A 22,518-nucleotide genomic window follows, 5' to 3' on the forward strand; every position below is an offset into this window, starting at 1 on the left:
CCGGCTCCGCGGTCCGTTCGTCGCGGACCGGGAGCGCCGCCACGCACCGGGCGACCGCAACCGGTCCGCTCAGCCCGGCCACTCCCGCCCGGCCCCTGCCGGCCGAGACGGCAGCCCGCGGCCCGGCGACCACGGCCAGGACCCGGCCGACCGGAACGGCGCCCCTGCCGACCGCGAGGTCAAGACGCACATCCTGGCGGCGCACATCCGCAAACCGGAGGACGAGCCGCAGCAGCCACGCCCGCGGCTGCCCGCGCCGCCCCCGCCACGCCCGCGCCCCCCGAAACTCACCTCCGCACAGAGCACGGTCGTCCAGCGGTCGTGGCGCAACGAGCCGACGGTGGTCATCCCCAAGGTCACCGAGGACGGCGAACCACCCCAGAAACCCGACGAGCCGGCGCCGAGCACCCGGCTGCAGGAGAAACGCGAACGCAAGGACCGCAGGCTGCTGCTGGCAGGCAAGGCCGCGGCCGCCACACTGGCCGTGCTGATCTTCCTCGCCGCAGGCGCCGCGTGGGGCATGAAGACGTGGTACGACTCCAAGTTCACCGAGGTCTCCGCGCTCGATCAGGAATCGAAGGACATCAAGAACAAGGCGGCGCAGGTCGGCGACGAGAACTTCCTCATCCTCGGCTCGGACAGCCGGGTCGGCGCCCCGAAGGGCGCAGGCATCGGCACCGAGGAGACGGTCAAAGGCGCCCGCTCGGACACGATAATGATCGCCCACCTGCCCAAGGAACGCGATCGCGCGGTCTTGGTGTCCTTTCCCCGCGACCTGGAGATCACCCGCCCCGAGTGCCACCGGTGGAACTACAAGACCGGGGAGTACAGCGACGAGGTCGTCCCCGAGACGCCGCAGGTCAAGCTGAACACCGCCTACGCGGAGGGCGGGCCGCGGTGCGTCATCAAGTGGGTGCAGAAGATGACCGGCATGCGGATGACCAGGTTCGTCGGCATCGACTTCGCCGGGTTCAAGGAGATGGTGGACGCGGTCGGGGGCGTGCAGGTGAAGGTCGACACGCCGATCGTCGACTCGATCCTCGGCACGGTGGTGGACAAGCCGGGCCTGGTCACGCTGACCGGGGACCAGGCGCTCAGCTTCGTGCGGGCCCGGCACGTCGAAGGCGACCCGACGTCGGACTACGGCCGGATCAAACGGCAGCAGCAGTTCATCGCCGCGCTGCTGACCAAGACCATGTCCCGCGACGTGCTGCTGGACCCGGACAAGCTCACGTCGTTCGTCAACGCGTTCGCCGACGCCACGTTCGGCGACAACATCGGCGTCGACCAGCTGCTGGAACTGGCCCAGTCGCTGAAGGGCCTGGACACCGACTCGGTCGTCTTCCTCACCGTGCCCACCACCGGTTACGCCAACGAACGGGGCAACGAGGTGCTGCTCGAGGACCGAGCCCAGGAATTGTTCTCGGCTATCATCCACAACGAACCGATACCCGGGGTCGACACCGGCGAGGACGCGTCGCACGACACCTCAGGCGACGACTCGTCCACCGACCAGGGCGGAACATCACCCGAAGGCCAGTAGTCCGGCCGCGCAGGTCACCCCTGACGAAGCGGGACGCGATCCTTTCGTCCGCGATTCACCCCTGGTTCACCTCCACGCTACGGCATGCCACCGGACGCGAACGTAGAGTGGCGTCATGCCGGAACGACCTGGCCGCCGGCACCGAAGGAGTTGAGAATGCGCGAGGCATACCACGTCGAGCTGGACCGGCTCGCCGAGCGGCTGGCCGACATGTCCGCCATGGCGGCCACGGCCATGGAACGGGCCACCAGGGCGCTGCTCGATGCGGACTTGACCCTGGCCGAGCAGGTGATCAGCGACGACCAGAAGATCGACGACGCACGCGCGGCGTGCGAGGAGCACGCCTACCAGCTGATCGCCCTGCAAGCCCCGGTCGCCACCGACCTGCGCACCGTGCTGGCCACCATCCACGCCGCGGAGAGCCTGGAGCGCATGGGTGACCTGGCCCTGCACGTGGCCCGTGCGGCGCGCCGCAGGCACCCCGACCACGTGGTGCCCAAGCCGGTCGAGCACTACTTCGCCGAGATGGGCGAGGTGGCGGTGCAGCTGGGGCGGCTGGCCGAGCAGGTGATCCGGGAGCGCGACGTCTCCAAGGCGCAGGAGCTCGAGCGCATCGACGACAAGGTGGACGACATCCACCGCCACCTGTTCTCGGTGATCATGGACAAGGACTGGGAGTACGGGGTGGCCGCGGCGGTGGACACCACCCTGCTGGGCCGCTTCTACGAGCGGTTCGCCGACCATGCGGTGTCGGTGGCCAAGCGGGTGATCTTCATCGTCACCGGCAAGATGCCCGGCTACAACACCGACGCCGACGCCGACCTGTAGCTCGGCCGACCACCGGCTGCCCTCCTCAGGCGGGCGGCCGAGCACGACAGTGGGCAAGCCACCGAACCGCCTGGTGGCGCTGTTCGGTGGCTTGTCCGTCTCGTCACCCGAGGTGTCCCGGCGTGCTGTGCAATCGGAGGAAACCCGCTACTTCCGGGATGTTCAGGAGCCGCACAGGGCGTGCTCGATCAGGTCCGCGGTCACGTCCCCGGCGACCTCCGGCGCGTCCGGCGCCGGCACCAACGAGTCGGTGTTGATCGACACCGTCACGCTGCGCCTGCCATCGGGGCTGACGCCGTTGCGGGTCATGAAACCCGGGATGTCCCCGCCGTGCGCCCAGGACCCACCGCACGAGTTCGGGATCCACACCAGGCCGAGGCCGTAGCGGGCACCGAGCCAGGCGGCGTCGAGCGGCTCGGCCCGGACCGTCCTGGTCATCTCGGCCAGCTCCCGTGGCCGCAGGACCTTGCCGCTGACCAGGGCCCGCAGGAACTTGTTGCTGTCCGCGGTGGTGCTGATCATCTCGCCCGCAGCGTCCCCCCAGGACGGGTTCGACGCCGTGACGTCGATCGGGTCTCCGTCCTGCGGATTCTCCGCGGTCAGATCGTCGACGAACCGTTCGTAACGCAGGCGCTCGAGCCAGCCGCACGCGGCCACCGGCCGGTAGCCGCGGCGACACCGGAACCGGCGATTGAGTACCTTCCGTCCATTCGCAAACAGAGAGGAGCTGCGCATGGCGAAGGTGTTCGAGCGTGGCGAAGGCCGGTACACGTACCGGGTGTTCGGACGACGGGTCGTGTGGGCTCCGCTGTGGTGGGTGGCCGTCGTGCTGCTCGGCGTGGCGATCTTCCGGCTCTTCGTGATTCCGGTGCACGTCACCAACAACGGGGGCGAAACCGTGTACGAGTGCGGCGGGGCGGCGTTCGGTTCGACCGCCCACCGGCTCGGCGCCAGCGGCTCCGAACGGATCGAGGCCAGCGAGTACGGTGAGCGGCGGTGTGCGCGGGAGCGCACCGTGGAGACCGAGCGCGGGATGGCGTTCGCGGCTGTCGCGCTGTTGCCGTTTTGGCTCGGCATCAGGCAGGTCCGTGGATCGTGGGTGCCGTGGCAGCACGTCGCCGCGGCCACCTGCGTCGGGGTGAGCATGATGCTGTTGCTCGGCCCGGACGAATCGAGCCTCGGGGCGGAGTGCGGCTCGCCCCTGTGGGTGGACGTGGAGCGATCCAGCAACGAGCAGATCGAAGACAGGTCCTGCATCATCGAACGCCCGAGCCGGGTGGGCTGGGCGGTCTTCTGGGGCGTGCTGTCGGTGCCGTTCGTGATCTCCGCGTCCCGCCGCGACGATCACCAGTGACGCGCGCTCAGCCGAAGCGCCCAGTGATGTAGGCCTCGGTCCGTTCGTCCGACGGTGTGCTGAAGATCTTCTCCGTCGCGTCGAACTCCACCAGCCGGCCAGTGCGCTCGCCGGTCTGCTCGTCCACCACCGTGGTGAAGAACGCCGTCCGCTGGGAGACCCGGGCCGCCTGCTGCATGTTGTGCGTGACGATCACGATGGTGTACTCGCGCGCCAGGTCCAGCATCAAGTCCTCGATCTTCTGGGTGGCGATCGGGTCGAGCGCCGAGCACGGCTCGTCCATCAGGATGACCTCGGGATTCGTGGCGAGAGCGCGCGCGATGCACAACCGCTGCTGCTGGCCGCCGGAGAGCGCGAACGCCGACTTGTGCAGCTTGTTCTTCACCTCGTCCCACAGTGCCGCGCGGGTGAGCGCCTGCTCCACCAGGTCGTCCATGTCGTCGACCTTCATGCCGGTGACCCGTGGCCCGTAGGCGATGTTGTTGTAGATCGACGCCGGGAACGGGTTCGGTTTCTGGAACACCATGCCGATGCGCCGCCGGACCTCGATGACGTCGACGTCCTTGCCGTACAGATCGACGCCGTGGTAGCCGATCAGCCCTTCCACCCTGGCGCCGGGCACCAGGTCGTTCATCCGGTTCAGGCTGCGCAGCACGGTCGACTTGCCGCAGCCGGACGGGCCGATCATCGCGGTGATCTCGTTCGCCCCGATGGTCAGGTTGACGTCGCTGACCGCGCGGAACTTCCCGTAGTAGACGCTGACGTCCTTGCAGCTGAGCACCGGGCTGCCCCGGCCGGGCAGGCTCAGGTCGTTGGCCGACGCCGTCTCCAGGTCCAGCCCGCGTGCCGGGTTGCGGCCTTGCGCTGCCATGCTGCGACTCCTCACTGACTGCACGTCTTCAGCCGATCCGGCCGGAGATGTAGTTGTCGGTGCGCTCGTCGGACGGGTTGGTGAAGATCTTGTTGGTCTCGTCGTACTCCACCAGCTCGCCCCAGCGGCTGTGCTCGTCCGCACCCACCTGCACCATCAGGAACGCCGTCATGTCCGACACCCGGGCGGCCTGCTGCATGTTGTGGGTGACCACCACGATGGTGAAGCGCTCCTTCAGCTGCAGCATCAGGTCCTCGATGCGGCCGGTGGACACCGGGTCGAGCGCCGAGCACGGCTCGTCCATCAGGATCACGTCCGGCTCGGTGGCGATGGCCCGCGCGATGCACAGCCGCTGCTGCTGACCGCCGGACATGCCGTAGGCGTTGTCCTTCAGCCGGTCCTTCACGTCGTCCCACAGCGCGGCCCCGCGCAGCGCCCGTTCGACGATCTCGTCCATGTCGCCTTTCATGCCGACGGTGCGCGGGCCGAAAGCGACGTTGTCGTAGATCGACTTGGGGAACGGGTTGGGCCGCTGGAAGACCATGCCGATCTTCTTGCGCACCTGCACCGGGTTGACCTGCGGGCTGTAGACGTCCGCGCCCTGGTAGAGCACCTTGCCTTCCACCCTGGCGCCGGGGATCAGGTCGTTCATCCGGTTCAGGCTGCGCAGCAGCGTCGACTTGCCGCAGCCGGACGGGCCGATGAGGGCGGTGATGGTGTTGCGGTAGATGTCCATGCTGACGTCGTTCACGGCCTTCTGCCGGCCGTAGAAGACGGACACGTTGCGCAGCTCGAACACCGTCTCCCTGGCGGCACGCTGGGCACCGGAGGCCGGCTTGAGCGCGGCCTCGACGCTGGTGCGGCCACCCGCCGGGGCGTCGGGGCTGTTCGTGGTCACCTGCGGTCGCTCTCCTCGCATAGGCTCCTACCAGCGTCGCTCGTAGCGGTTGCGCAGCCAGACGGCGAACGAGTTCATCGCCAGCAGCACCGCGAGCATCAGGATCACGCCCGCGAACGCCAGCGTCTGGAACTCCTCCCTCGGCTCGACCGCGTTGCGGTAGATCTGCACCGGCAGCGCCGAGTACTGGCCGTCGAACAGCACCGGCAAGAACGGGGTGAAGCCCGCCGCGCCGACCAGCAGCAGCGGCGCCGCTTCCCCCATCGCCCTGGCGACGGCCAGGATCACGCCGGTCAGGATGCCGGGCGCGGCGGCAGGCAGCACCTGCCTGCTGATCGTCTGCCACTGGGTGGCGCCCAGCGCCAGCGACCCTTCCCGGATGGACGACGGCACGGCGCGGATGGCCTCCCTGGCCGCGATGATCACGGTCGGCAGCACCAGCAGCGCCAGCGTGATGGAACCGGTGGCGACCACCAGGCCGAGCCCGATCGGCCCGCGGGCGATGAACGCCAGGCCGAGGATGCCGAACACGATCGACGGCACGCCCGCCAGGTTCTGGATGTTCAGCTCGATCAGCCGGTTGTACCAGCGATCCTTCTTGGCGTACTCCTCCAGGTAGACGGCCGCGCCGACACCGACGGGGACGACCAGGACGATCACCCCGACGATCATGTAGATGCTGCCCACCAGCGCCGGCCCGTAGCCGGCCTGCTCCGGCCGGATCCGGGACGGCTTCTCGGTGATCATGTCCAGGTCCAGCCGCCCCCAGCCCCGCCACGCGGAGTAGATGATCAGGCTGGTCAGCATGACCAGCGCGGTCGCCAGCGCCAGCAGCATGAGCGCGCGGAAGACCATCCCGCTGATCCGGTCGCCGCGCGGCTGCTCGCCGAACACCGACTCGACGGCGGCCCGCGCCCCTGCGGTGGCCAGCCGGGCCCGTCGCGGTCCCTGGTACCGGTCGGCCATCACTCGTACACCTCACGGAAGCGGCGGACCAGGCGGATCGAGATGAGGTTCATGATCAGCGTCATGAAGAACAGCAACGTGCCGACGGCGAAGATGGTCTTGTAGGTGATGGTCCCGGTGGCGATGTCGCCGGTGGCGGTGCGGCCGATGTAGGCGGTCATGGTCAGCACCGACTCGCCGAACTCCCACGGGCCGACCAGTTTCGGGCTGGCGCCCGCGGCGATGAGCACCACCATCGTCTCGCCGATCGCCCGCGACGCGGCCAGCACGCACGCGGCCACGATGCCGGAGATCGCGGCGGGGAACACGACCTTCAGCGTCACCCGTAGCTTGGTCGCGCCCAGCGCGAACGCGCCCTCCCGCAGGCCCGGCGGGACCGCGCGCATGGCGTCCTCGGCCACCGAGGCGACCAGCGGCACGATCATCACGCCGACCGCGACCCCGGCCACCCCCTGGGAGAACAACCCGTCCAGGTCCACCCACGGCAGCAGATCGGCGAAGAACGGCTTCATGAAGTACAGCGCGAACAGGCCGATGGCCACCGTCGGGATGCCCGCCAGCACCTCGAGCACCGGCTTGACGATCCGGCGCAGCCGCGGATTGGCGTACTCGGAGAGATAGAACGCCGACAGCAAGCCGACCGGAATGGCCACGATCAGCGCGATCACCGTGATGTTCAGCGTGCCGACCACGATCGGCAACACGCCGTAGCTGGTCTGCGTGCCGCGCCCGGGCTGCCACTCGGTGCCGAACAGGAACTCGGTGAGCGACACCTCGGAGAAGAAGTCGACGGTCGGCACCAGCAGCGAGATCACGATGGCCGTGGTGACCAGCACCGACAGCCCGGCGCACAGGAACAGGAAGGCCTTGATCAGCTTCTCGCCGTAGCGCGGGCTGGTGGCCTTCAGCGAGGGCCGGGCGACCTCGCCGCCTGCCTGGTTCACACGTGTGGGCATGCGCTTACCACTGTGCTCGGGATCCTTGCCTTGTTCGGTGTCGTCGGGTTCGTCAGCGTCATCGGTCGCTCAGCGCCTGCTCGGTCTTCGCGGCCTGCTCGTCGGTCATCGGGATGTAGCCGGCCAGCCTGGCGATTTCCGCGGAGTTGTCGACAAAGTAGTCGACGAACGCCTTGACGTGCTTCTTTTGCATCGATTCGCGCGACGGGTAGATGTACAGCGGGCGACTCAGCGGCTGGTACTCGCCGCTCTGCACGGCTTCCGGCGTCGGCGCGACGCAGCCGTCGCCGGCGTCGATCTGCAGCGCCTTCACCCTGTCCTTGTTGGCGTCGTAGTACTCGAAGCCGACGTAGAACATCGCGCCTTCGTCTTCCATGACGCCCGCGATACCGGTGTTGTCGTCCTCGCCGATGTCCTGGTAGTCGGCGCGCTGCTCCTCCTTGTCGCCGTTGATCTCCTCGGCGAAGAACTCGAACGTGCCGGAGTCGGTGCCAGGGCCATACAGCGTCAGCTCGGCGTCGTAGTCGATGCCGTCGATCTGGTTCCAGTTGTTCACCTGGGAGCCAGGAGCCCAGATCTGGCGGAGCTGGTCCACGGTGAGGCAGTTCACCGGATTCTCCCGGTGCACCAGCACGGTGATGGCGTCGTTGGCCACCTGCAGCTCGTAGTAGCTGACGCCACCCGCACGGCACATCTCCGCTTCCTCGGCGGTGATCTTGCGGGACGCGTCGGCGATGTCGATCTCGCCGTTGCAGAACTTCTCGAACCCGCCACCGGTGCCGGAGGTGGCGACGCCGACGCGCAGATCGGGATTCCGGTCGCTGAACAGCTCGGCGGCCGCCTGGGTCAGCGGGCCGACGGTGCTGGAGCCGTCGACCTTGATGGACAGCCCGCCGCCCTGGCCTGCCGGCCCGCAGGCCGTGACCGCGAGCGATGCCACGGCCACCGCGGCGGCGGCCGTCACCCACCCGTAGCGCATAACCCCCGACTCCTCGGTCGACACTCGGCTCAAGCCACCATGTGGCCTGACCGAGCCCGACGGTAGAAGCCGAAGGTGAACGGAAGGTGACACCACCTGAAGGTGTGATGACGAACGCACCGACGTTTCGCCGAAAGCGGGCGAATCACCCTGTCGCGTGCCACTCCCCGCGGTCAGGTCGTCACGGTGCGCTCGTACTGCACGGCGGTCGATTCCACGGTGAACCCGAGCTTGCGATACACGGCCAATGCCGGGGCGTTGTCCCCCTCCACGTAGAGGATCACCCGTTTCAGACCGCGTTTCCGCAGGTAGTGCAGGCCGGCGATGGTGAGGTTGCGGCCGAGGCCGCCGCCGTGCGCGTCCGGGTCGACACCGACCACGTACACCTCGCCGACCGGGTCTTCGCCGTCCGCGGCCGGATGCACCTTGGTCCAGTGGAATCCGACGAGACGTTGGTCACGTTCGACGACGAACAGGCCCTCGGGGTCGAACCACTCCTCGCGCTCGGCCGCTGCCACGTCCGCCACGGACAGCTGGCTTTGCTCCGGATGCCAGGAGAACGCCCGCGCATTGACCTCGACCAGCGGTCGTTCGTCGATCCCGGGCCGGAACGTGCGCAGCGTGACGCCCTCAGGCAACTGAACAGACGGCAGGTCCTCGGACAGTGGCATGCCCATGCGCAGCAGCTCACGTACCCGGGCGAACCCGTGCCTGCGCGCCAGCGCTGCGGCGGCCGGGTGGTCGGTGTGCGACCACACCCGAAGCGTTGTCGCCGCCCTGGCCAGGATGTGGTCCAGCATGGCGCCGCCGTGCCCGCGGCCGCGGTGGCCGGGGTGCACGATCAGCTCGGCGACCTGCCTGCCGAACGCGTCACCGGCTTCGTTCAGCTGCCCTACGGCGACCAGCAGACCGTCGTCCTGGCCCAGCAAGTAGGGCCCCTTGGCGAGCTCGGACGGCAGCGGGGCTCCCGGCGGCAGCTGCGGCCATCCGTCCACGCCGCCTGCGGCCTGCAGAAGGGCACGCACGGCCGCCTCGTCCTGGGAGAGGTCGTCGACCCAGCGAATGTTCACGCGGCCGACGGTAGCCGAAGATCGGCGCCGACGCGGCGGCTCGCGCGCCTGGTCCCGCGCAGCTACCGGGGCTTGCCCTGCTGCCGGACCTCCGCCGGCGCGGTCATCGGGTCAGCTCGCGCAGCTCCCGGTCCAGCGCGTCCTCCCGCTCGGGCGCCATGTCCTGCGACTCCGACGCCTTGGCCGGGCGCTCGAACTTGTAGCCGACGTTGCGCACGGTGCCGATCATCTGCTCGTACTCGGGGCCCAGCTTGGCGCGCAGCCGCCGTACGTGCACGTCCACCGTGCGGGTGCCGCCGAAGAAGTCGTAGCCCCAGACCTCCTGCAGCAGCTGAGCGCGGGTGAACACCCGGCCCGCGTGCTGGGCGAGGAACTTGAGCAGCTCGAACTCCTTGTAGGTCAGCTCGAGCGTGCGCTTGCGCAACCGGGCGGTGTAGGTGGCCTCGTCGATCACCAGGTCCCCGACCCGCAGCTCGGACTCCGGCTGCGTGGTCACGCCCTCCCGCGTGGTGGCCAGCCGCAGCCGGGCGTCCACCTCGGCCGGGCCGGACGACGGCAGGATGACGTCGTCCACCCGCCACTCGCCGTTCACCGCCACCAGGCCGCCCTCGCCGACCACGGCGATGACCGGCACGGTGTCGTCCTCGGTCGCCCTGGCCAGCAGGCGGCACAGGCTCTTGGCCGACGCCAGGTCGTGCCGCGCGTCCACCAAGATCACGTCCCGGTGACCGCCGTCGAGCAAAGCGGTAACCTCGGGCGTGCGAACCCGGACCGTGTGGGGAAGCAGGCCAAGAGCAGGCAGGACCGAATTCACCGAGGACTCGTTGGTGAGCAGGAGCAGGTTCAGGCTCATCGCCTCGCACCGCCTCATGTCGTGCCGGACCGAACGCGCCGAGCTGGATTCGGCTGATACCTGAGAATAACCGCTGAATGATGCCAGATCAGCCCCCTGACGTCGGCATCACAGTTGCTTACCTGGGAAAAACGCGCTTGTCACATGCCGTTAACACGGCGGGATTGGAGCAAGGGTGACCGACCGAGACCGACGCGCTGCGCGCACCGGCCAGCCCCGGCGAGGGCGCAAACCCCGTCGTCGTGGCCGGGTTCTGCTGGTCACGCTGCTGGTCGTGTTCGGGCTGCTGGTGGCGGCCGACTTCGGTCTCGCCGCGTTCGCCGAGCACACCGTGTCGCAGAAAGCGCGAGAAAAATTCGGTTTGCGCGACGATCCCGCGGTGAACGTGCACGGTTTTCCGTTCACCACCCAGGCGCTGACGGGCGAATACGATCGCATCACCGTCGAGGCGCAGGGAATCGCCGTGCGCAACACGCTGCGCGATCTGACGCTGCTGGCCGAGCTGCGCGAGGTCACCGCGCCGCTTTCCGATTTGATCGACGGCCGGACCGACTCCATGGTGGTCGGCGACCTGGAAGTGGTGGCCAAGATCAGGCAGGCGGACATCGGCCGGCTCACCCGGCTGCCCGACTTGACCATCGAACCGGCCGCGCTGCGCTACGTGGAGACCGGCGACGAGGAGGACAAGGTCAGCATCGACGAGCTCGACGAGCAGCGCGACGCGATGGACGAGTTCCCGCCGCAGGCCGGGGTGCGGCTGGCCGCCACCACACAGATCTCAGGTCGTGAGACGCAGATCGTGGTGTTGGGCATCATCGAGTTGAGCAGCAAGGCGGTGCGCATCATCCCGAAGCGGCTGGAGTTCCAGCAGGGCAGCGAGGTCATCACGGTGCCCGATCAGGTGCGGGAGGCGTTCCTGCCCCGGTTCGACCGGACCATCCAGCCGGGCAGCCTGCCGTTCGGCGTGCAGCCGGGCGGCGTGGCGGTGGAGAACGGTGCGCTGCTGGTGCAGGGCAAGGCCAAGGACGTGCGCTTCGACCAGGGGGTGCCGTTCCACGGATAGCCGGGAGGACGGATGACGGGCCTGGTGGTGACCGCCGCGGTGTTCGCCGCCGGCCTGGTGATCGGGCTCGTCCTCCGTGGCCGTGAGGGCAAGGTGCGCAGCGGGAAGCAGCGAGCGGGACTTCCGGCCCCGGTGGCGGAATCACTGGGGCCCGGTGTGACGCTGGTGCAGATCTCCACGACGTTCTGCGCGCCGTGTCGGCACACCCGGGCGCGGCTGAGCGCACTGGCCGAGCGGCAGGAAGGGCTGCGCCACGTCGACATCGACGTCACCAACCAGCCGGAGGTCGCCCACGCGCTCGGCGTGCTGCGTACCCCGACCACCATCGCCTACACCGCATCCGGCACGGAGATCGTGCGGGTTTCCGGCCTGCCGGAGACCGACAGCCTGCTCGCCGCCCTACGGCCGCACCTGGCAGCCTGATCCATTGCACGACCGACTGCAGGACCCGGCTGCCGGAGACCGAGAGCCCGCACACCACACGACAGCCCCGCCCGGCAGCCCCAACCCCACGACACAACCGACCCACCGCACGACCAGCTGCCAGACACCGACAACCCACACACCACACGACAACCCCACCCGGCAGCCCCAACCCCACGACACAACCGACCCACCGCACGACCAGCTGCCGGAGACCCAGAGCCCGCACACCGCACGACGCCCCCTCCCGTCACCCCAGCCCACTGCATCACCCTGCATGCCGGAGACCGACGACCCCTCACCACGTGACCACCCGCCCGCCATTCGGCCGACCCGCCGCGGCCGGGCGTCCACATGGTGGACACCGCTCCCATAACCAGGGAAAACGCCGTAGCGTCGGGGCATGTCCACCAGCCAGCAGATCGATCCCCGCGGCCCGCGATTCGCCGCCGGGATCACCACCGTGGTGCTCGCCGTCGTGTTGATCACCAGCTGGTGGCCGTTGCTGGCCGCGCAAGCGGTGGTGTTCGCCGCGGGCGCGTTGTTCGGCCTCCGGTTCTCGCCGTATGGGGCGCTGTACCGGGTCGCGGTGCAGCCGCGCCTCGGTCCTGCCACAGAACGAGAGGACGAGGCCCCGCCGCGGTTCGCGCAAGCGGTCGGGTTCGTCTTCGCCGTGACCGGGGTGATCGGCTACGCCTCCGGGTTGACCACGCTGGGGATCGTTGCCACGGCTGCCGCGCTGCTGGCGGCCTTTCTCAACGTGGCATTCAATTTCTGCCTCGGTTGCGAGGCCTACCTGCTGATCAAGCGCCTCGGCCGGCCGGCCGGCACGCAAACCACCTGATTCGCAGCCTGGGAAAGGGAGCAGTTATGAGCCGCGAAGACGTCCTGGTGTCCACCGCGTGGGCGGAGGAGAACCTGGACACGCCCGGCATCGTGTTCGTCGAAGTCGACGAGGACACCTCCGCTTACGACAAGGGACACATCCGCAACGCCGTCAAGATCGACTGGAAGAACGAGCTGCAGGACCCGGTCCGCCGTGACTTCGTGGACAAGGCGGGCTTCGAGAAGCTGCTGAGCGAGAAGGGCATCGCCAACGACGACACGGTCGTGCTCTACGGCGGCAACAACAACTGGTTCGCCGCCTACGCCTACTGGTACTTCAAGCTGTACGGCCACGAGAAGCTGAAGCTGCTCGACGGCGGCCGCAAGAAGTGGGAGCTGGAGGGTCGCGAGCTGGTCACCGAGGTGCCGCAGCGGCCGCAGACCAGCTACGTGGCCAAAGAGCAGGACCTGTCGCTGCGGGCCTTCCGGGACGAGGTCGTCGAGGCGATCAACCAGAAGAACATCGTCGACGTGCGCTCGCCGGACGAGTTCGCCGGCAAGCTGCTGGCGCCTGCCCACCTGCCGCAGGAGTCGGCCCAGCGTCCCGGTCACGTCCCGTCCGCGGTGAACGTGCCGTGGGCCAAGGCGGCCAACGAGGACGGCACGTTCAAGTCGAACGAGGAGCTGAAGCAGATCTACACCGAGGCGGGCCTGGACCTGAACAAGCCGACCATCGCCTACTGCCGCATCGGTGAGCGCTCCAGCCACACCTGGTTCGCGCTGCACGAGCTGCTCGGCCTGCAGGACGTCAAGAACTACGACGGCTCGTGGACCGAGTACGGCTCGCTGGTCGGTGTGCCGATCGAGACGGGAGCCAACTCGTGAGCGTGCAGGTGGACAGCGGCTGCGCCGCCCCGGCGCAGGAAGCCACACCGGACGACTTCGACACCCGCGGCCAGGTGGTCATCGCGGGCACGGTGACCGCAGGCGGCCAACCGTTGCCGAACGCCTACGTGCGGCTGCTCAACGCCGACGACGAGTTCGCCGGTGAGGTGCAGGCGTCCGAGCAGGGCGAGTTCCGCTTCTACGCCGCGGCGGGCAAGTGGACGGTGCGGGCGTTGCACGCCAAGGGAACAGGTGAGGCCGCAGTGGAGACCGACGCGCCGAAGTTGTACCGGGTGTCGGTGTCCGTCTGAGACCACCTGACGCCCCGTTCTTCCTTCCGGATGTTTCCCCGGTGCCGGTTCGGCACCGGGGAAACGCGTTTTTCGAGGCCTCAAGCGGTCGTACCTGGACCGCCGCCCGGCAGGCCGCACCTCGCGGCCGCCGCACCGCTCCGGGCGGCGTACGGCGCAACTGGCCGGAGCCGCCCCTGTCCTCAGACGAACTCGTGCCGGACGATGGTCTGCTCGCGGCCGGGTCCCACGCCGATGGCCGACACCCTGGCCATGGCCAGCTCCTCGATCCGCTCCACGTAGCGCTGCGCGTTCGCCGGCAGTTCCTCGAACGTCCGGCAGCCCGAGATGTCCTCCTGCCAGCCGGGCAGCTCCTCGTAGACCGGCACGGCGTGGTGCACGTCGGTCTGCGTCATCGGCATGTCCTCGGTGCGGAAGCCGTCCACCTCGTAGGCCACGCAGACCGGGATCTTCTCCAAGCCGGAGAGCACGTCCAGCTTGGTCAGGAAGTAGTCGGTGATGCCGTTGACGCGGGTGGCGTAGCGCGCGATCACCGCGTCGAACCAGCCGGTGCGACGCTCCCGCCCGGTGGTGACACCGAACTCGCCACCGGCCTTGCGCAGGTGGGCGCCCATCTCGTCGTGCAGCTCGGTGGGGAACGGACCGGAGCCGACCCGCGTGGTGTAGGCCTTGAGAATGCCCAGCACCGTGGTGATCCTGCTGGGCCCGATGCCGCTGCCCGCGCACGCGCCGCCCACCGTCGGGTTGGACGAGGTGACGAACGGATACGTGCCGTGGTCGACGTCCAGCAGCGTGCCCTGCGACCCCTCCAGCAGCACCGTCTCCCCTGCCTCCAGCGCCTTGTTCAGCTGCAGCCGGGTGTCGGCGATGCGGTGCGCGAACTGCTCCCCGATGGCCAGCACCTCGTCGGCCACCTGGTCCGGGTCGAGCGCCCGCCGGTTGTAGACCTTGACCAGGATCTGGTTCTTCACCTCGAGCGCGGCCTCGACCTTCTGCCGGAAGATCTTCTCGTCCAGCAGGTCCTGGACCCGCACCCCGACCCTGGCCACCTTGTCCTGGTAGCACGGGCCGATGCCCCGACCGGTGGTGCCGATCTTGCGCGAGCCCAGGTAGCGCTCGGTGACTTTGTCGATCGCCACGTGGTACGGCATGATCAGGTGCGCGTCCGCGGAGATCAGCAGCTTGTCGGTGTTCACCCCGCGGGCTTCCAGCCCGGCCAGTTCGTCCAGCAGCACGCGCGGGTCGACCACCACGCCGTTGCCGATGACGTTGGTGACGCCCGGGGTGAGGATCCCGGAGGGGATCAGGTGCAGTGCGAAGTTCTGCCCGTCCGGCAACACCACGGTATGACCAGCGTTGTTGCCGCCCTGGTAGCGGACGACCCACTGCACGCGATCGCCCAGCAGATCGGTGGCTTTCCCTTTGCCTTCGTCGCCCCACTGGGCACCGATCAGCACGATGGCCGGCATGTGACACTCCTGGTATTGCGGTGAACGTCCTGCGGGCGCAGGTTTGCGCGGGAAACCGCCGGTGCGAGGGTATCGGAGGATGGCCTGGTGTGCGGCACGACGTTGGTTTGCGGTGACCTATCCGACCCTCCTGCTGCCCCCGACGTCGTCCGGGTGCCCGCCCGTCCCGGCAAGAAGCACGTGGACGAGGTCCTGCAGAGCAGCAAGCGGGTCATCGTCGTCGGCGACGACGCGGATCTCGCCGCGGTCGTGGTGCGCATGCTGCGCAGGGAAGTCCTGAGTTCGGTAGCCGTGGGATACGTGCCCGCAAGCGCGGAGTCAGCGGTCGCCGCGCTGTGGGGCCTTCCGCACGATCCGGCCGAGGCACTTCGGATCGCCACCTACGGTGAGCCACGGCCGATGACGCTGGTGCGGGATGACACCGGCGGGGTGCTGCTCGGACGCGGCCTGGTCGAAGCGGTCGACGGCGAGGCGTACTGCGACGACGTGCTGGCGCTGCGGGGTGCGGCCCGTCGTATCGAAGTGCGGCCGGACCCGGCGGGTGTCGCGGTGCGGGTGACCCGCGGCCGGTTGCTGCGCAAGACGGCGACCTTCCGCGGCCGGGCCTTCCAGTACGGCGGGCGGGTGCCGGTCCACCCGGTGACCGACGGGGTCCGTCGCGACCGGCCACTGCGCCGCTGGACCGTGTACCGGCACACCGAGGATTTGCTGGCCGTCCGGCCGTGACCGGCCGATCGTCGGGCCGGAACTTCGGGCGATATGCGCGTTCTGTACACGGCCAAGCGGGTGTAGTTATCACCAAGAAGAGAATTCGTCACACTTTCAGGTAGCGCACACCGGCACGAAGCGTCACGTTCCCTCTGTCTGGCCCACGGCAGAAGGGAACCGGCATGTCCTTCACGTTTCGCCGCGCACTGACCGTTCTCGGCTCGACCGCGCTGCTCTCCACCGGAGTCGCGGCCACGTCATCCGGTTCCGCGATCGCGGAGCCACCCAACATCCCGGATCCGGCCACCGCCGCCTCGATGCTCTCCCAGCTGACCGTTCGGCCGGACGGCTCGCAGGACGGCTACGACCGTGACAAGTTCCCGCACTGGAGCAACCAAGGCAACTCGTGCAACACGCGCGAGGTCGTCCTGCGACGCGACGGAACCAATGTGCAAGTCGGCGACGATTGCTATCCGATCTCCGGCAGCTGGTACAGCCCATTCGACGGGGCCACCTGGACCGACCCGTCGGACGTCGACATCGACCACATGGTGCCGCTGGCGGAGGCGTGGCGCACCGGCGCTTCCCACTGGACCCAGGCCGAGCGGAAAGCATTCGCCAACGACCTGAACAGCCCGCAGCTGATCGCCGTCACCGACGACGTGAACCAGTCGAAGGGCGACAAGGGCCCGGAGGACTGGAAGCCACCGTCACAGGGCTACTGGTGCACCTACGCGCGGATGTGGATCGGGGTGAAGTACAAGTACGACCTCACCACGTCTTCGAACGAGAAAGCCGCGCTGAACGACATGCTCGACCGGTGCTGATCGGGAGAGCGGGTCCCTGGACGCGTCACCGAGCCGATCGCGGCAGGCCGCACCGGCCACCACCGGCCGAGCGGCCCGGTGCGGCTGTTCGAACGGTGCTGCATGCACGCCCGGATCGCCACGTGAGACCGGGAACGAGCGCGAGGACTCCGGCCGGGCGGCGCCGCTCCGCGGCAGCGCTACTTCTTCAGCCCGGTGGCCTCCACCGCCGCCGGGTCGGAGTCGGCCAGGAACTGCAGGCACCGTTCGTATTCGTCGGTCTCTCCGATCCGCTCGGCGGCTCGCGCCAGCGCCGCCAGCGAGCGTAGGAAGCCCTGGTTCGGCCGGTGCTGCCACGGGATCGGGCCGTGCCCCTTCCAGCCGGCCCGCCGCAGCTGGTCCAGACCGCGGTGGTAGCCGGTGCGGGCGTAGGCGTACGCCGTCACGTTCTGGCCCGCGGCCAGGGCTTCGTCGGCCAGTTGCGCCCAGGCCTCGCTGAACTGCGGGTGCTCGGCGGCGACGTCGGCGGCCGGGGTGCCCGAGTCGAGCGCGGCCTCGGCGGCCGGGTTGCCGGGCAGCTGGATCGGCTCCGGTTCGAGCAGGTTGGTCATGGCGTCATGGTGCCAGGTCAGAGAACCAGGCTGAGCAGCGTACTGCCGCCCGCGGCGACCAGAAGCACGACCATGACCAGAGCAATCGCACGTTTCGACATCATCACTGCCCATCATGACCGGCCGGGGCGGAGCTGGCGGCTCGGCTGATGCGAACGGGCCGGCCGAGGCGCTGAACGGCCGGTGGCTGCTCAGCCGAGCACTACCCGGCCAACCGCCCATCGCGCGCAACGGACCACGTGCCTGCGCCGGATGCGGCGCTGCCGGTAATGGTCGAAGCCCGGCCGACAACGGGAGCACCGGCCGGGGTGTCGGGCTGTCGGGCTGCACAAGAAAACCGGCCCAAGCGCCATGCGCACCACAACCCGGCCACACAAGAACCAGTCGCCCCGCCACGCCAGCCAAGCAACCCCCACACCCACGCCACCCGGACAAGACCGAGCGCGTCGCGCCCACCCACACACAAAAGACCGGCCAACGATGCCCTCACGGCACCGGCCAGGCGAAACCGCACACACCCGTCTGCCTGTCGCCCCCAGGCAAGGCTCGTACGCGCCCGCACCCGACCACCAACGCCCACCCGACGAGACGAGCGCACTCACCTCCTCACACAAGAAGACCGGCCGCAAGCGCCATGCGCACCACAACCCGGCCACACAAGAACCAGTCGCCCCGCCACGCCGACCAGGCACGCCCCACACCCACACCATCCGGACAAGACCGAGCGCGTCGCGCCCACCCACACACAAAACCGGCCGGCGATGCCTCGTGGCACCGGCCGGCCGGTCTGCTGCCAGCGGAACGCGAATCAGCTCATCTTCTTGCCCGCGGACTTCAGGTGCTCGGCCGCCTGGACGACGCGCGCCGCCATGCCCGCCTCGGCGGCCTTGAGGTAGGACCGCGGGTCGTACACCTTCTTGTTGCCGACCTCGCCGTCGACCTTCAGCACGCCGTCGTAGTTCTTGAAGAAGTGGTCGGCGATCTGCCTGCTGAACGCGTACTGGGTGTCGGTGTCGATGTTCATCTTCACCACGCCGTAGGAGACCGCCTCGTGGATCTCCTCCAGCGACGACCCGGACCCGCCGTGGAAGACCAGCTGGAACGGCTTCGACCCCTCCGGCAGGCCCAGCTTCTGGGCGGCCACCGCCTGGCCGCGCTTGAGCACCTCGGGGCGCAGCTTCACGTTGCCCGGCTTGTACACGCCGTGCACGTTGCCGAAGGTCGCCGCCAGCAGGTAACGGCCCTTCTCACCCGCGCCGAGCATTTCCACGGTGCGGACGAAGTCGCCTTCCGAGGTGTACAGCTTCTCGTCGATCGCCGCCGAGATGCCGTCCTCCTCGCCGCCGACCACACCGATCTCCACCTCGAGGATGATCTTCGCGCGCTTGGCCTGCTCCAGCAGCTCGGCGGCGATCTGCAGGTTCTCCTCCAGGTCGATCGCCGAGCCGTCCCACATGTGCGACTGGAACAAGGGGTTCTCGCCCCGGTCGACCCGCTCCTGGGAGATCTGGATCAGCGGGCGGACGAACTTGTCCAGCTTCTCCTTCGGGCAGTGGTCGGTGTGCAGTGCGACGGTGACCGGGTACTTCTCGGCCACCACGTGCGCGAACTCGGCCATCGCGACGGCGCCGGTCACCATGTCCTTGACCTTCTGGCCGGAAGCGAACTCGGCGCCCCCGGTGGAGATCTGGATGATGCCGTCGGACTCCGCCTCGGCGAACCCACGCAGAGCCGCGTTCAGGGTCTCCGAGGACGTCACGTTGATCGCCGGGTAGGCGAATCCCCCTTCCTTCGCGCGGTCCAGCATCGCGGCGTAGGTTTCCGGGGTTGCGATGGGCATCGGCGCTCCTTGTGCTCGCGGTATCAAGCCTGGTCCAGGGCCCATCCTACGGACGGGACACGGGCCCGTACCACAAGCGGTCTGCCCCTGTGGGCAGTCCCCTGTTAGGCTCGGCTCGACCTACTCTCCGGTAGCTGCTGCGAGGAGGTGCCGTGGCCGGCAACCCGTTCACGTCCAGGTCGCTGAGGAACAGGGTCGTGCTGATCACGGGAGCCGCCAGGGGCATCGGCGCCGGGCTCGCCGAGCGCTTCGCGGCGCGCGGGGCCAAGGTCGCGCTGCTCGGCCTGGAGCCGGAGGAACTGGCCGCGGTGGCCCGCCGCATCGGGCCGGACGCGGCGTGGTGGGAGGCCGATGTCACCAGCTGGCAGGACCTGGAGAAGGCCGTTGCCGAGGTCGTGCAGCGGTGGGGCGGCATCGACGTCGTGGTGGCCAACGCCGGCATCGCCAGCACCGGATTCGTGCGGTCCGTCGACCCGGTGGCGTTCGAGAAGGTCATCGAGGTGAACCTGCTCGGCGTCTGGCGGACGTTCCGCGTCGCGATGCCGCACGTCATCGAGCGCAAGGGCTACTTGCTGGCCATCTCGTCGCTGGCCGCGATCGCGCACGCCCCGGGGATGGCCAACTACGCGGCGTCGAAGGCCGCCGTCGAGGCGTTCTGCAACAGCCTGCGTGCCGAGCTGCGGCACCTGGGGGTGCGGGTGGGGGTCGCGCACCCCACCTGGATCGGCACCGACCTGGTCACCAGCGCTGACCGGCACCCGGTCTTCGGCAAGATGCGCGGGCGGATGCCCGGCTTCCTCGGCAAGACCTATCCGCTCGAGGTCGCCCTCGACCACCTCGAACGCGGCACCTTGCGCCGGGCACGCACCATCCACGTGCCGCGCTGGGTGGGTGCCATGAAGCTGATCCGTTCGCTGCTGCCGCCGTTGATCGAGATCGGCAGCGGGCGAACCGGCGTGGCCCAGGCCGATGCCGAAGCGATGCGGGACATCGCCACCAGGGGTGCGCGGGAATCCGCGGTGGTCGGCCCGGGCGCGCGAGCGGCGCTGGAGAAGTCCGACCAGGCCGGCTAGCCGAGCTGCACCGACCGTTTCGCCAGGCCGTACCAGAAACCTTCGATCGCCGTCCGCGCCACGCCTGCCTCTTCGCCTGCGCCGAGGCTGACGAACAGCGGCGCGAAGTGCTCGGTGCGCGGGTGGGCTCTGCCGGCGGCCGGCGCTTTGTGGTGGAAGTCCAGCAAGGCGTCGACGTCGCCGGTGGACAGCACCTCGTTGCCCCAGTCGTCGAACTCGACCGACCAGGACGGCGGGGGCGCGTCGGCGGGGCCGGACATCGGGTTCATCTCGCGCAGGTTGTGGGTGAAGAAGCCGCTGCCCACGATCAGCACGCCGGCATGCCGCAGCGGCGCCAGCCTGCGGCCGATCTCGTACAGCTCGCGCGGGTCGAGCGACGGCATGGAAATCTGCAGCACCGGAACGTCCGCCTGCGGGTACATCTCCATCAGCGGCACGTAAGCGCCGTGATCGAGCCCGCGGTCCGGGGCGTCCGCGGTGGGATAACCGGCGCCGGCGAGCAGTCTGCGTACCTCGGCAGCCAGCTCCGGAGCGCCAGGTGCCGGGTATTGCACGGCGTAGTAGCGCTGCGGAAAACCCCAGAAGTCGTACACCAAGGGGCGGGTGGAGGTTGCCCCGATGGTCAACGGGGCGGCTTCCCAGTGCGCCGAGACCACCAGAACGGCTCGCGGCTTCGGTAGCCGCGCGGACCAGGCGGCCAGCTCGGCCGGCCAGACGGGATCGTCCGCCAGCGGCGGTGCGCCGTGGCTGAGGTAGAGGACCGGCATCGGTTGGCTCATGCCGTAGGGAACCCTTTCGGCGACGGAGCTATTCCTGGGGCCAGGTCGGCCGGGGAGTCCTGCTGCCGGGGCGCCCGGGCGAAGAGAATTCCCTCGGCCGGTGGGCCGCATCTCGGTAGCGTTCGGCCCATGCAGACGGTCACGCTGGCCCAGCGCCCCGAGCTCGCCGACAGGCTGTGGGACTTCCCCGGCGTCTGGGGGGAGTTCATGTACCAGGATCGGACCGCCGACCTGTACTACGACACCTGCGTGCGGCTGTATCCGGAGTACGTGATGCTCGCGCTGGACGGTGACCGGCCGATCGCCCGCTCGTTCAGCGTGCCGCTGGCCTGGGACGGTGATCCTGCGGCCGGGCTGCCCGAGGACGGCTGGGACTGGGCGATCCGGCAGAGCGTGCAGACCCGGTTCTCCGGCAGCAACCCGAACCTGGTGTGTGCACTGGAGATCAGCGTGCAGGCCGACCACCGTGGCAAAGGGCTGTCCGGAGTCATGCTGGAGGCCATGCGACGCAACGTCGCGGCTCTGGACTTCACCACCCTCGTCGCCCCGGTCCGTCCCAGCGGCAAACACCAGCGCCCGGACGAACCGATGACCAGCTATGTCGCGCGCACCCGCGACGACGGGCTCCCGGAGGACCCGTGGCTACGGGTGCACGTGCGGGCAGGCGGCACGGTGGTGAACATCGCCCCGATGTCCATGCAGATTTCCGGGACGGTGGCGCAATGGCGTACATGGACCGGCTTGCCGTTCGACCACCGGGGTCCGGTGCACGTGCCCGGGGCACTCGTCCCGGTGTTGTGCGAACCGGACCACGGCTATGCCACCTACGTCGAACCGAACGTGTGGGTTCTGCACCGGATCACCTGATGATCATCGGCGCGCCCTGCGGGCCGCTCCGGCTGGCATCCGCGCGAACGCCGCTCTTCGGAGCTGGTCACCCACCGGGCGAGGTCGGCGATCTCGCAGCGTCTGCTTCAGCGCTGCCAGCAGGCCGTCAGCTGTGAATGGGAGCCGACGTCCATCCCGCAGCACCCGTCGGTACGGCCGATCCCGGGGCACCTCCTCAGCACAGCCCATCCCACGGCATCCCGTCGGCACGACAACATCCCGTGGCACCGCGTCAGCGCGGCCGATCCCACGGCACCTCCTCAGCACAGCCCATCCCGCGGCACCCCGTCAGCACGACCCATCCCGCGACACCCCCTCGGCACGACCTATCCCACGGCACCCCGTCAGTACAGCCCATCCCCCGGCACCCCCTCAGCACGACCCATCCCACGGCACCCCGTCAGCGCGGCCGATCCCGCGGCGCGCCGTCGGCGCGGTCCGCCAGGTACTCGGCTGCGTGGATGTTGCCGGACGGCCCGCAAATCCCGTCTCGCTAGCTTCGATGCCCCGATGCGCTCC

The 22,518-nt window shown here is 69.1% G+C and carries 24 protein-coding genes; 12 read left to right on the forward strand and 12 right to left on the reverse strand.

Translation table 11 applies throughout. The features are described from left to right. Together CXP56_RS09150 and phoU are read left to right on the forward strand one after the other, a co-directional pair. On the forward strand, window positions 1–1,543 hold a 1,543-nt coding region (locus CXP56_RS09150; protein ID WP_353744541.1), incomplete at its 5' end, for an LCP family protein. A 156-nt stretch (window positions 1,544–1,699) separates the two neighbouring features. Further along, complete coding sequence (gene phoU / locus CXP56_RS09155) at window positions 1,700–2,371, forward strand: phosphate signaling complex protein PhoU (RefSeq protein WP_028846993.1); 672 nt, start codon at window positions 1,700–1,702, stop codon at window positions 2,369–2,371. A 162-nt stretch (window positions 2,372–2,533) separates the two neighbouring features. Here phoU and CXP56_RS09160 read toward each other — a convergent pair whose 3' ends face one another. Then, window positions 2,534–3,106, reverse strand: coding sequence for a serine hydrolase (locus CXP56_RS09160; protein ID WP_286900730.1), 573 nt, complete (start codon window positions 3,104–3,106; stop codon window positions 2,534–2,536). On the opposite strand from CXP56_RS09160, the gene CXP56_RS09165 reads away from it, so the two are divergent. Further along, window positions 3,105–3,725: a hypothetical protein gene (locus CXP56_RS09165; RefSeq protein ID WP_286900732.1), complete on the forward strand. Its 621-nt coding sequence runs from the start codon at window positions 3,105–3,107 to the stop codon at window positions 3,723–3,725. The genes CXP56_RS09160 and CXP56_RS09165 overlap by 2 nt on opposite strands. Before the next feature lie 7 nt (window positions 3,726–3,732). On the opposite strand, the gene pstB (CXP56_RS09170) is transcribed toward CXP56_RS09165, so the two are convergent. From pstB (CXP56_RS09170) to CXP56_RS09200, 7 genes are all read right to left on the reverse strand, one after another. Then, on the reverse strand, window positions 3,733–4,596 hold the full coding sequence (pstB, locus tag CXP56_RS09170; RefSeq protein WP_038044668.1) for a phosphate ABC transporter ATP-binding protein PstB: 864 nt from the start codon (window positions 4,594–4,596) through the stop codon (window positions 3,733–3,735). A gap of 28 nt (window positions 4,597–4,624) precedes the next feature. After that, window positions 4,625–5,395 carry a phosphate ABC transporter ATP-binding protein PstB gene (gene pstB, locus CXP56_RS09175; protein WP_245566592.1) on the reverse strand — a complete coding sequence of 257 codons (771 nt, stop codon included), beginning with the start codon at window positions 5,393–5,395 and terminating at the stop codon, window positions 4,625–4,627. 126 nt (window positions 5,396–5,521) lie between these two features. Next, entirely contained in the window at window positions 5,522–6,460 is a 939-nt protein-coding gene (gene pstA, locus CXP56_RS09180) for a phosphate ABC transporter permease PstA (RefSeq protein ID WP_211227489.1), read from the reverse strand. Continuing rightward, window positions 6,460–7,416, reverse strand: a complete 957-nt coding sequence (gene pstC, locus CXP56_RS09185) for a phosphate ABC transporter permease subunit PstC (protein ID WP_286900735.1) — start codon at window positions 7,414–7,416, stop codon at window positions 6,460–6,462. Before pstC ends, pstA begins: the two co-directional genes overlap by 1 nt. A 58-nt stretch (window positions 7,417–7,474) precedes the next feature. After that, window positions 7,475–8,419 (reverse strand): PstS family phosphate ABC transporter substrate-binding protein, encoded by a 945-nt coding sequence (locus tag CXP56_RS09190; RefSeq protein ID WP_286900736.1) that lies wholly within the window; start codon window positions 8,417–8,419, stop codon window positions 7,475–7,477. A 149-nt stretch (window positions 8,420–8,568) separates the two neighbouring features. Continuing rightward, window positions 8,569–9,465 (reverse strand): mycothiol synthase, encoded by an 897-nt coding sequence (mshD, locus tag CXP56_RS09195; RefSeq protein WP_028847000.1) that lies wholly within the window; start codon window positions 9,463–9,465, stop codon window positions 8,569–8,571. Window positions 9,466–9,568: 103 nt separating this feature from the next. Continuing rightward, window positions 9,569–10,318 (reverse strand): winged helix-turn-helix transcriptional regulator, encoded by a 750-nt coding sequence (locus tag CXP56_RS09200; RefSeq protein WP_038044669.1) that lies wholly within the window; start codon window positions 10,316–10,318, stop codon window positions 9,569–9,571. A gap of 175 nt (window positions 10,319–10,493) precedes the next feature. Between CXP56_RS09200 and CXP56_RS09205 the strand changes: the two genes are divergently transcribed. From CXP56_RS09205 to CXP56_RS09225, 5 genes are all read left to right on the forward strand, one after another. Beyond that, on the forward strand, window positions 10,494–11,381 hold the full coding sequence (locus tag CXP56_RS09205; protein WP_169725223.1) for an LmeA family phospholipid-binding protein: 888 nt from the start codon (window positions 10,494–10,496) through the stop codon (window positions 11,379–11,381). Between the two features lie 12 nt (window positions 11,382–11,393). Beyond that, window positions 11,394–11,804 (forward strand): TlpA family protein disulfide reductase, encoded by a 411-nt coding sequence (locus CXP56_RS09210; RefSeq protein ID WP_028847002.1) that lies wholly within the window; start codon window positions 11,394–11,396, stop codon window positions 11,802–11,804. Window positions 11,805–12,207: 403 nt separating this feature from the next. Further along, the gene (locus CXP56_RS09215) at window positions 12,208–12,648 is read left to right on the forward strand and encodes a DUF4395 domain-containing protein (protein ID WP_286900737.1); all 441 of its coding nucleotides are present in this window, start codon (window positions 12,208–12,210) and stop codon (window positions 12,646–12,648) included. A 26-nt stretch (window positions 12,649–12,674) separates the two neighbouring features. Then, the gene (locus tag CXP56_RS09220; RefSeq protein WP_028847003.1) at window positions 12,675–13,514 is read left to right on the forward strand and encodes a sulfurtransferase; all 840 of its coding nucleotides are present in this window, start codon (window positions 12,675–12,677) and stop codon (window positions 13,512–13,514) included. 8 nt (window positions 13,515–13,522) lie between these two features. After that, entirely contained in the window at window positions 13,523–13,825 is a 303-nt protein-coding gene (locus CXP56_RS09225; RefSeq protein WP_286900766.1) for a DUF1416 domain-containing protein, read from the forward strand. Between the two features lie 182 nt (window positions 13,826–14,007). On the opposite strand, the gene CXP56_RS09230 is transcribed toward CXP56_RS09225, so the two are convergent. After that, window positions 14,008–15,294 (reverse strand): adenylosuccinate synthase, encoded by a 1,287-nt coding sequence (locus tag CXP56_RS09230; RefSeq protein ID WP_028847005.1) that lies wholly within the window; start codon window positions 15,292–15,294, stop codon window positions 14,008–14,010. A gap of 87 nt (window positions 15,295–15,381) precedes the next feature. Between CXP56_RS09230 and CXP56_RS09235 the strand changes: the two genes are divergently transcribed. Together CXP56_RS09235 and CXP56_RS09240 are read left to right on the forward strand one after the other, a co-directional pair. Further along, complete coding sequence (locus CXP56_RS09235) at window positions 15,382–16,020, forward strand: hypothetical protein (protein ID WP_502694569.1); 639 nt, start codon at window positions 15,382–15,384, stop codon at window positions 16,018–16,020. Between the two features lie 164 nt (window positions 16,021–16,184). Then, window positions 16,185–16,829 (forward strand): HNH endonuclease family protein, encoded by a 645-nt coding sequence (locus CXP56_RS09240; protein ID WP_286900741.1) that lies wholly within the window; start codon window positions 16,185–16,187, stop codon window positions 16,827–16,829. 179 nt (window positions 16,830–17,008) lie between these two features. Here CXP56_RS09240 and CXP56_RS09245 read toward each other — a convergent pair whose 3' ends face one another. Further along, entirely contained in the window at window positions 17,009–17,419 is a 411-nt protein-coding gene (locus CXP56_RS09245; protein WP_028847008.1) for a DUF3151 domain-containing protein, read from the reverse strand. Between the two features lie 808 nt (window positions 17,420–18,227). Continuing rightward, a complete protein-coding gene (gene fbaA, locus CXP56_RS09250) occupies window positions 18,228–19,259 on the reverse strand; it encodes a class II fructose-bisphosphate aldolase (RefSeq protein ID WP_028847009.1) in 1,032 nt (343 codons plus the stop codon). A gap of 152 nt (window positions 19,260–19,411) precedes the next feature. On the opposite strand from fbaA, the gene CXP56_RS09255 reads away from it, so the two are divergent. Continuing rightward, window positions 19,412–20,332, forward strand: coding sequence for an SDR family oxidoreductase (locus tag CXP56_RS09255; RefSeq protein WP_286900745.1), 921 nt, complete (start codon window positions 19,412–19,414; stop codon window positions 20,330–20,332). Here the strand turns inward: CXP56_RS09255 and CXP56_RS09260 are convergent. Next, window positions 20,329–21,111, reverse strand: a complete 783-nt coding sequence (locus CXP56_RS09260) for a dioxygenase family protein (protein WP_286900747.1) — start codon at window positions 21,109–21,111, stop codon at window positions 20,329–20,331. The two genes, CXP56_RS09255 and CXP56_RS09260, sit on opposite strands and share 4 nt — an antisense overlap. A gap of 129 nt (window positions 21,112–21,240) precedes the next feature. Here CXP56_RS09260 and CXP56_RS09265 point away from each other — a divergent pair, with 129 nt between their 5' ends. Next, entirely contained in the window at window positions 21,241–21,978 is a 738-nt protein-coding gene (locus CXP56_RS09265) for an N-acetyltransferase (RefSeq protein WP_286900749.1), read from the forward strand. The last annotated feature ends 540 nt before the right edge of the window (window positions 21,979–22,518 follow it).

The sequence above is a fragment of the Thermocrispum sp. genome (genome assembly GCF_002919275.1).
In the GTDB taxonomy this organism is placed as follows: domain Bacteria; phylum Actinomycetota; class Actinomycetes; order Mycobacteriales; family Pseudonocardiaceae; genus Thermocrispum; species Thermocrispum agreste.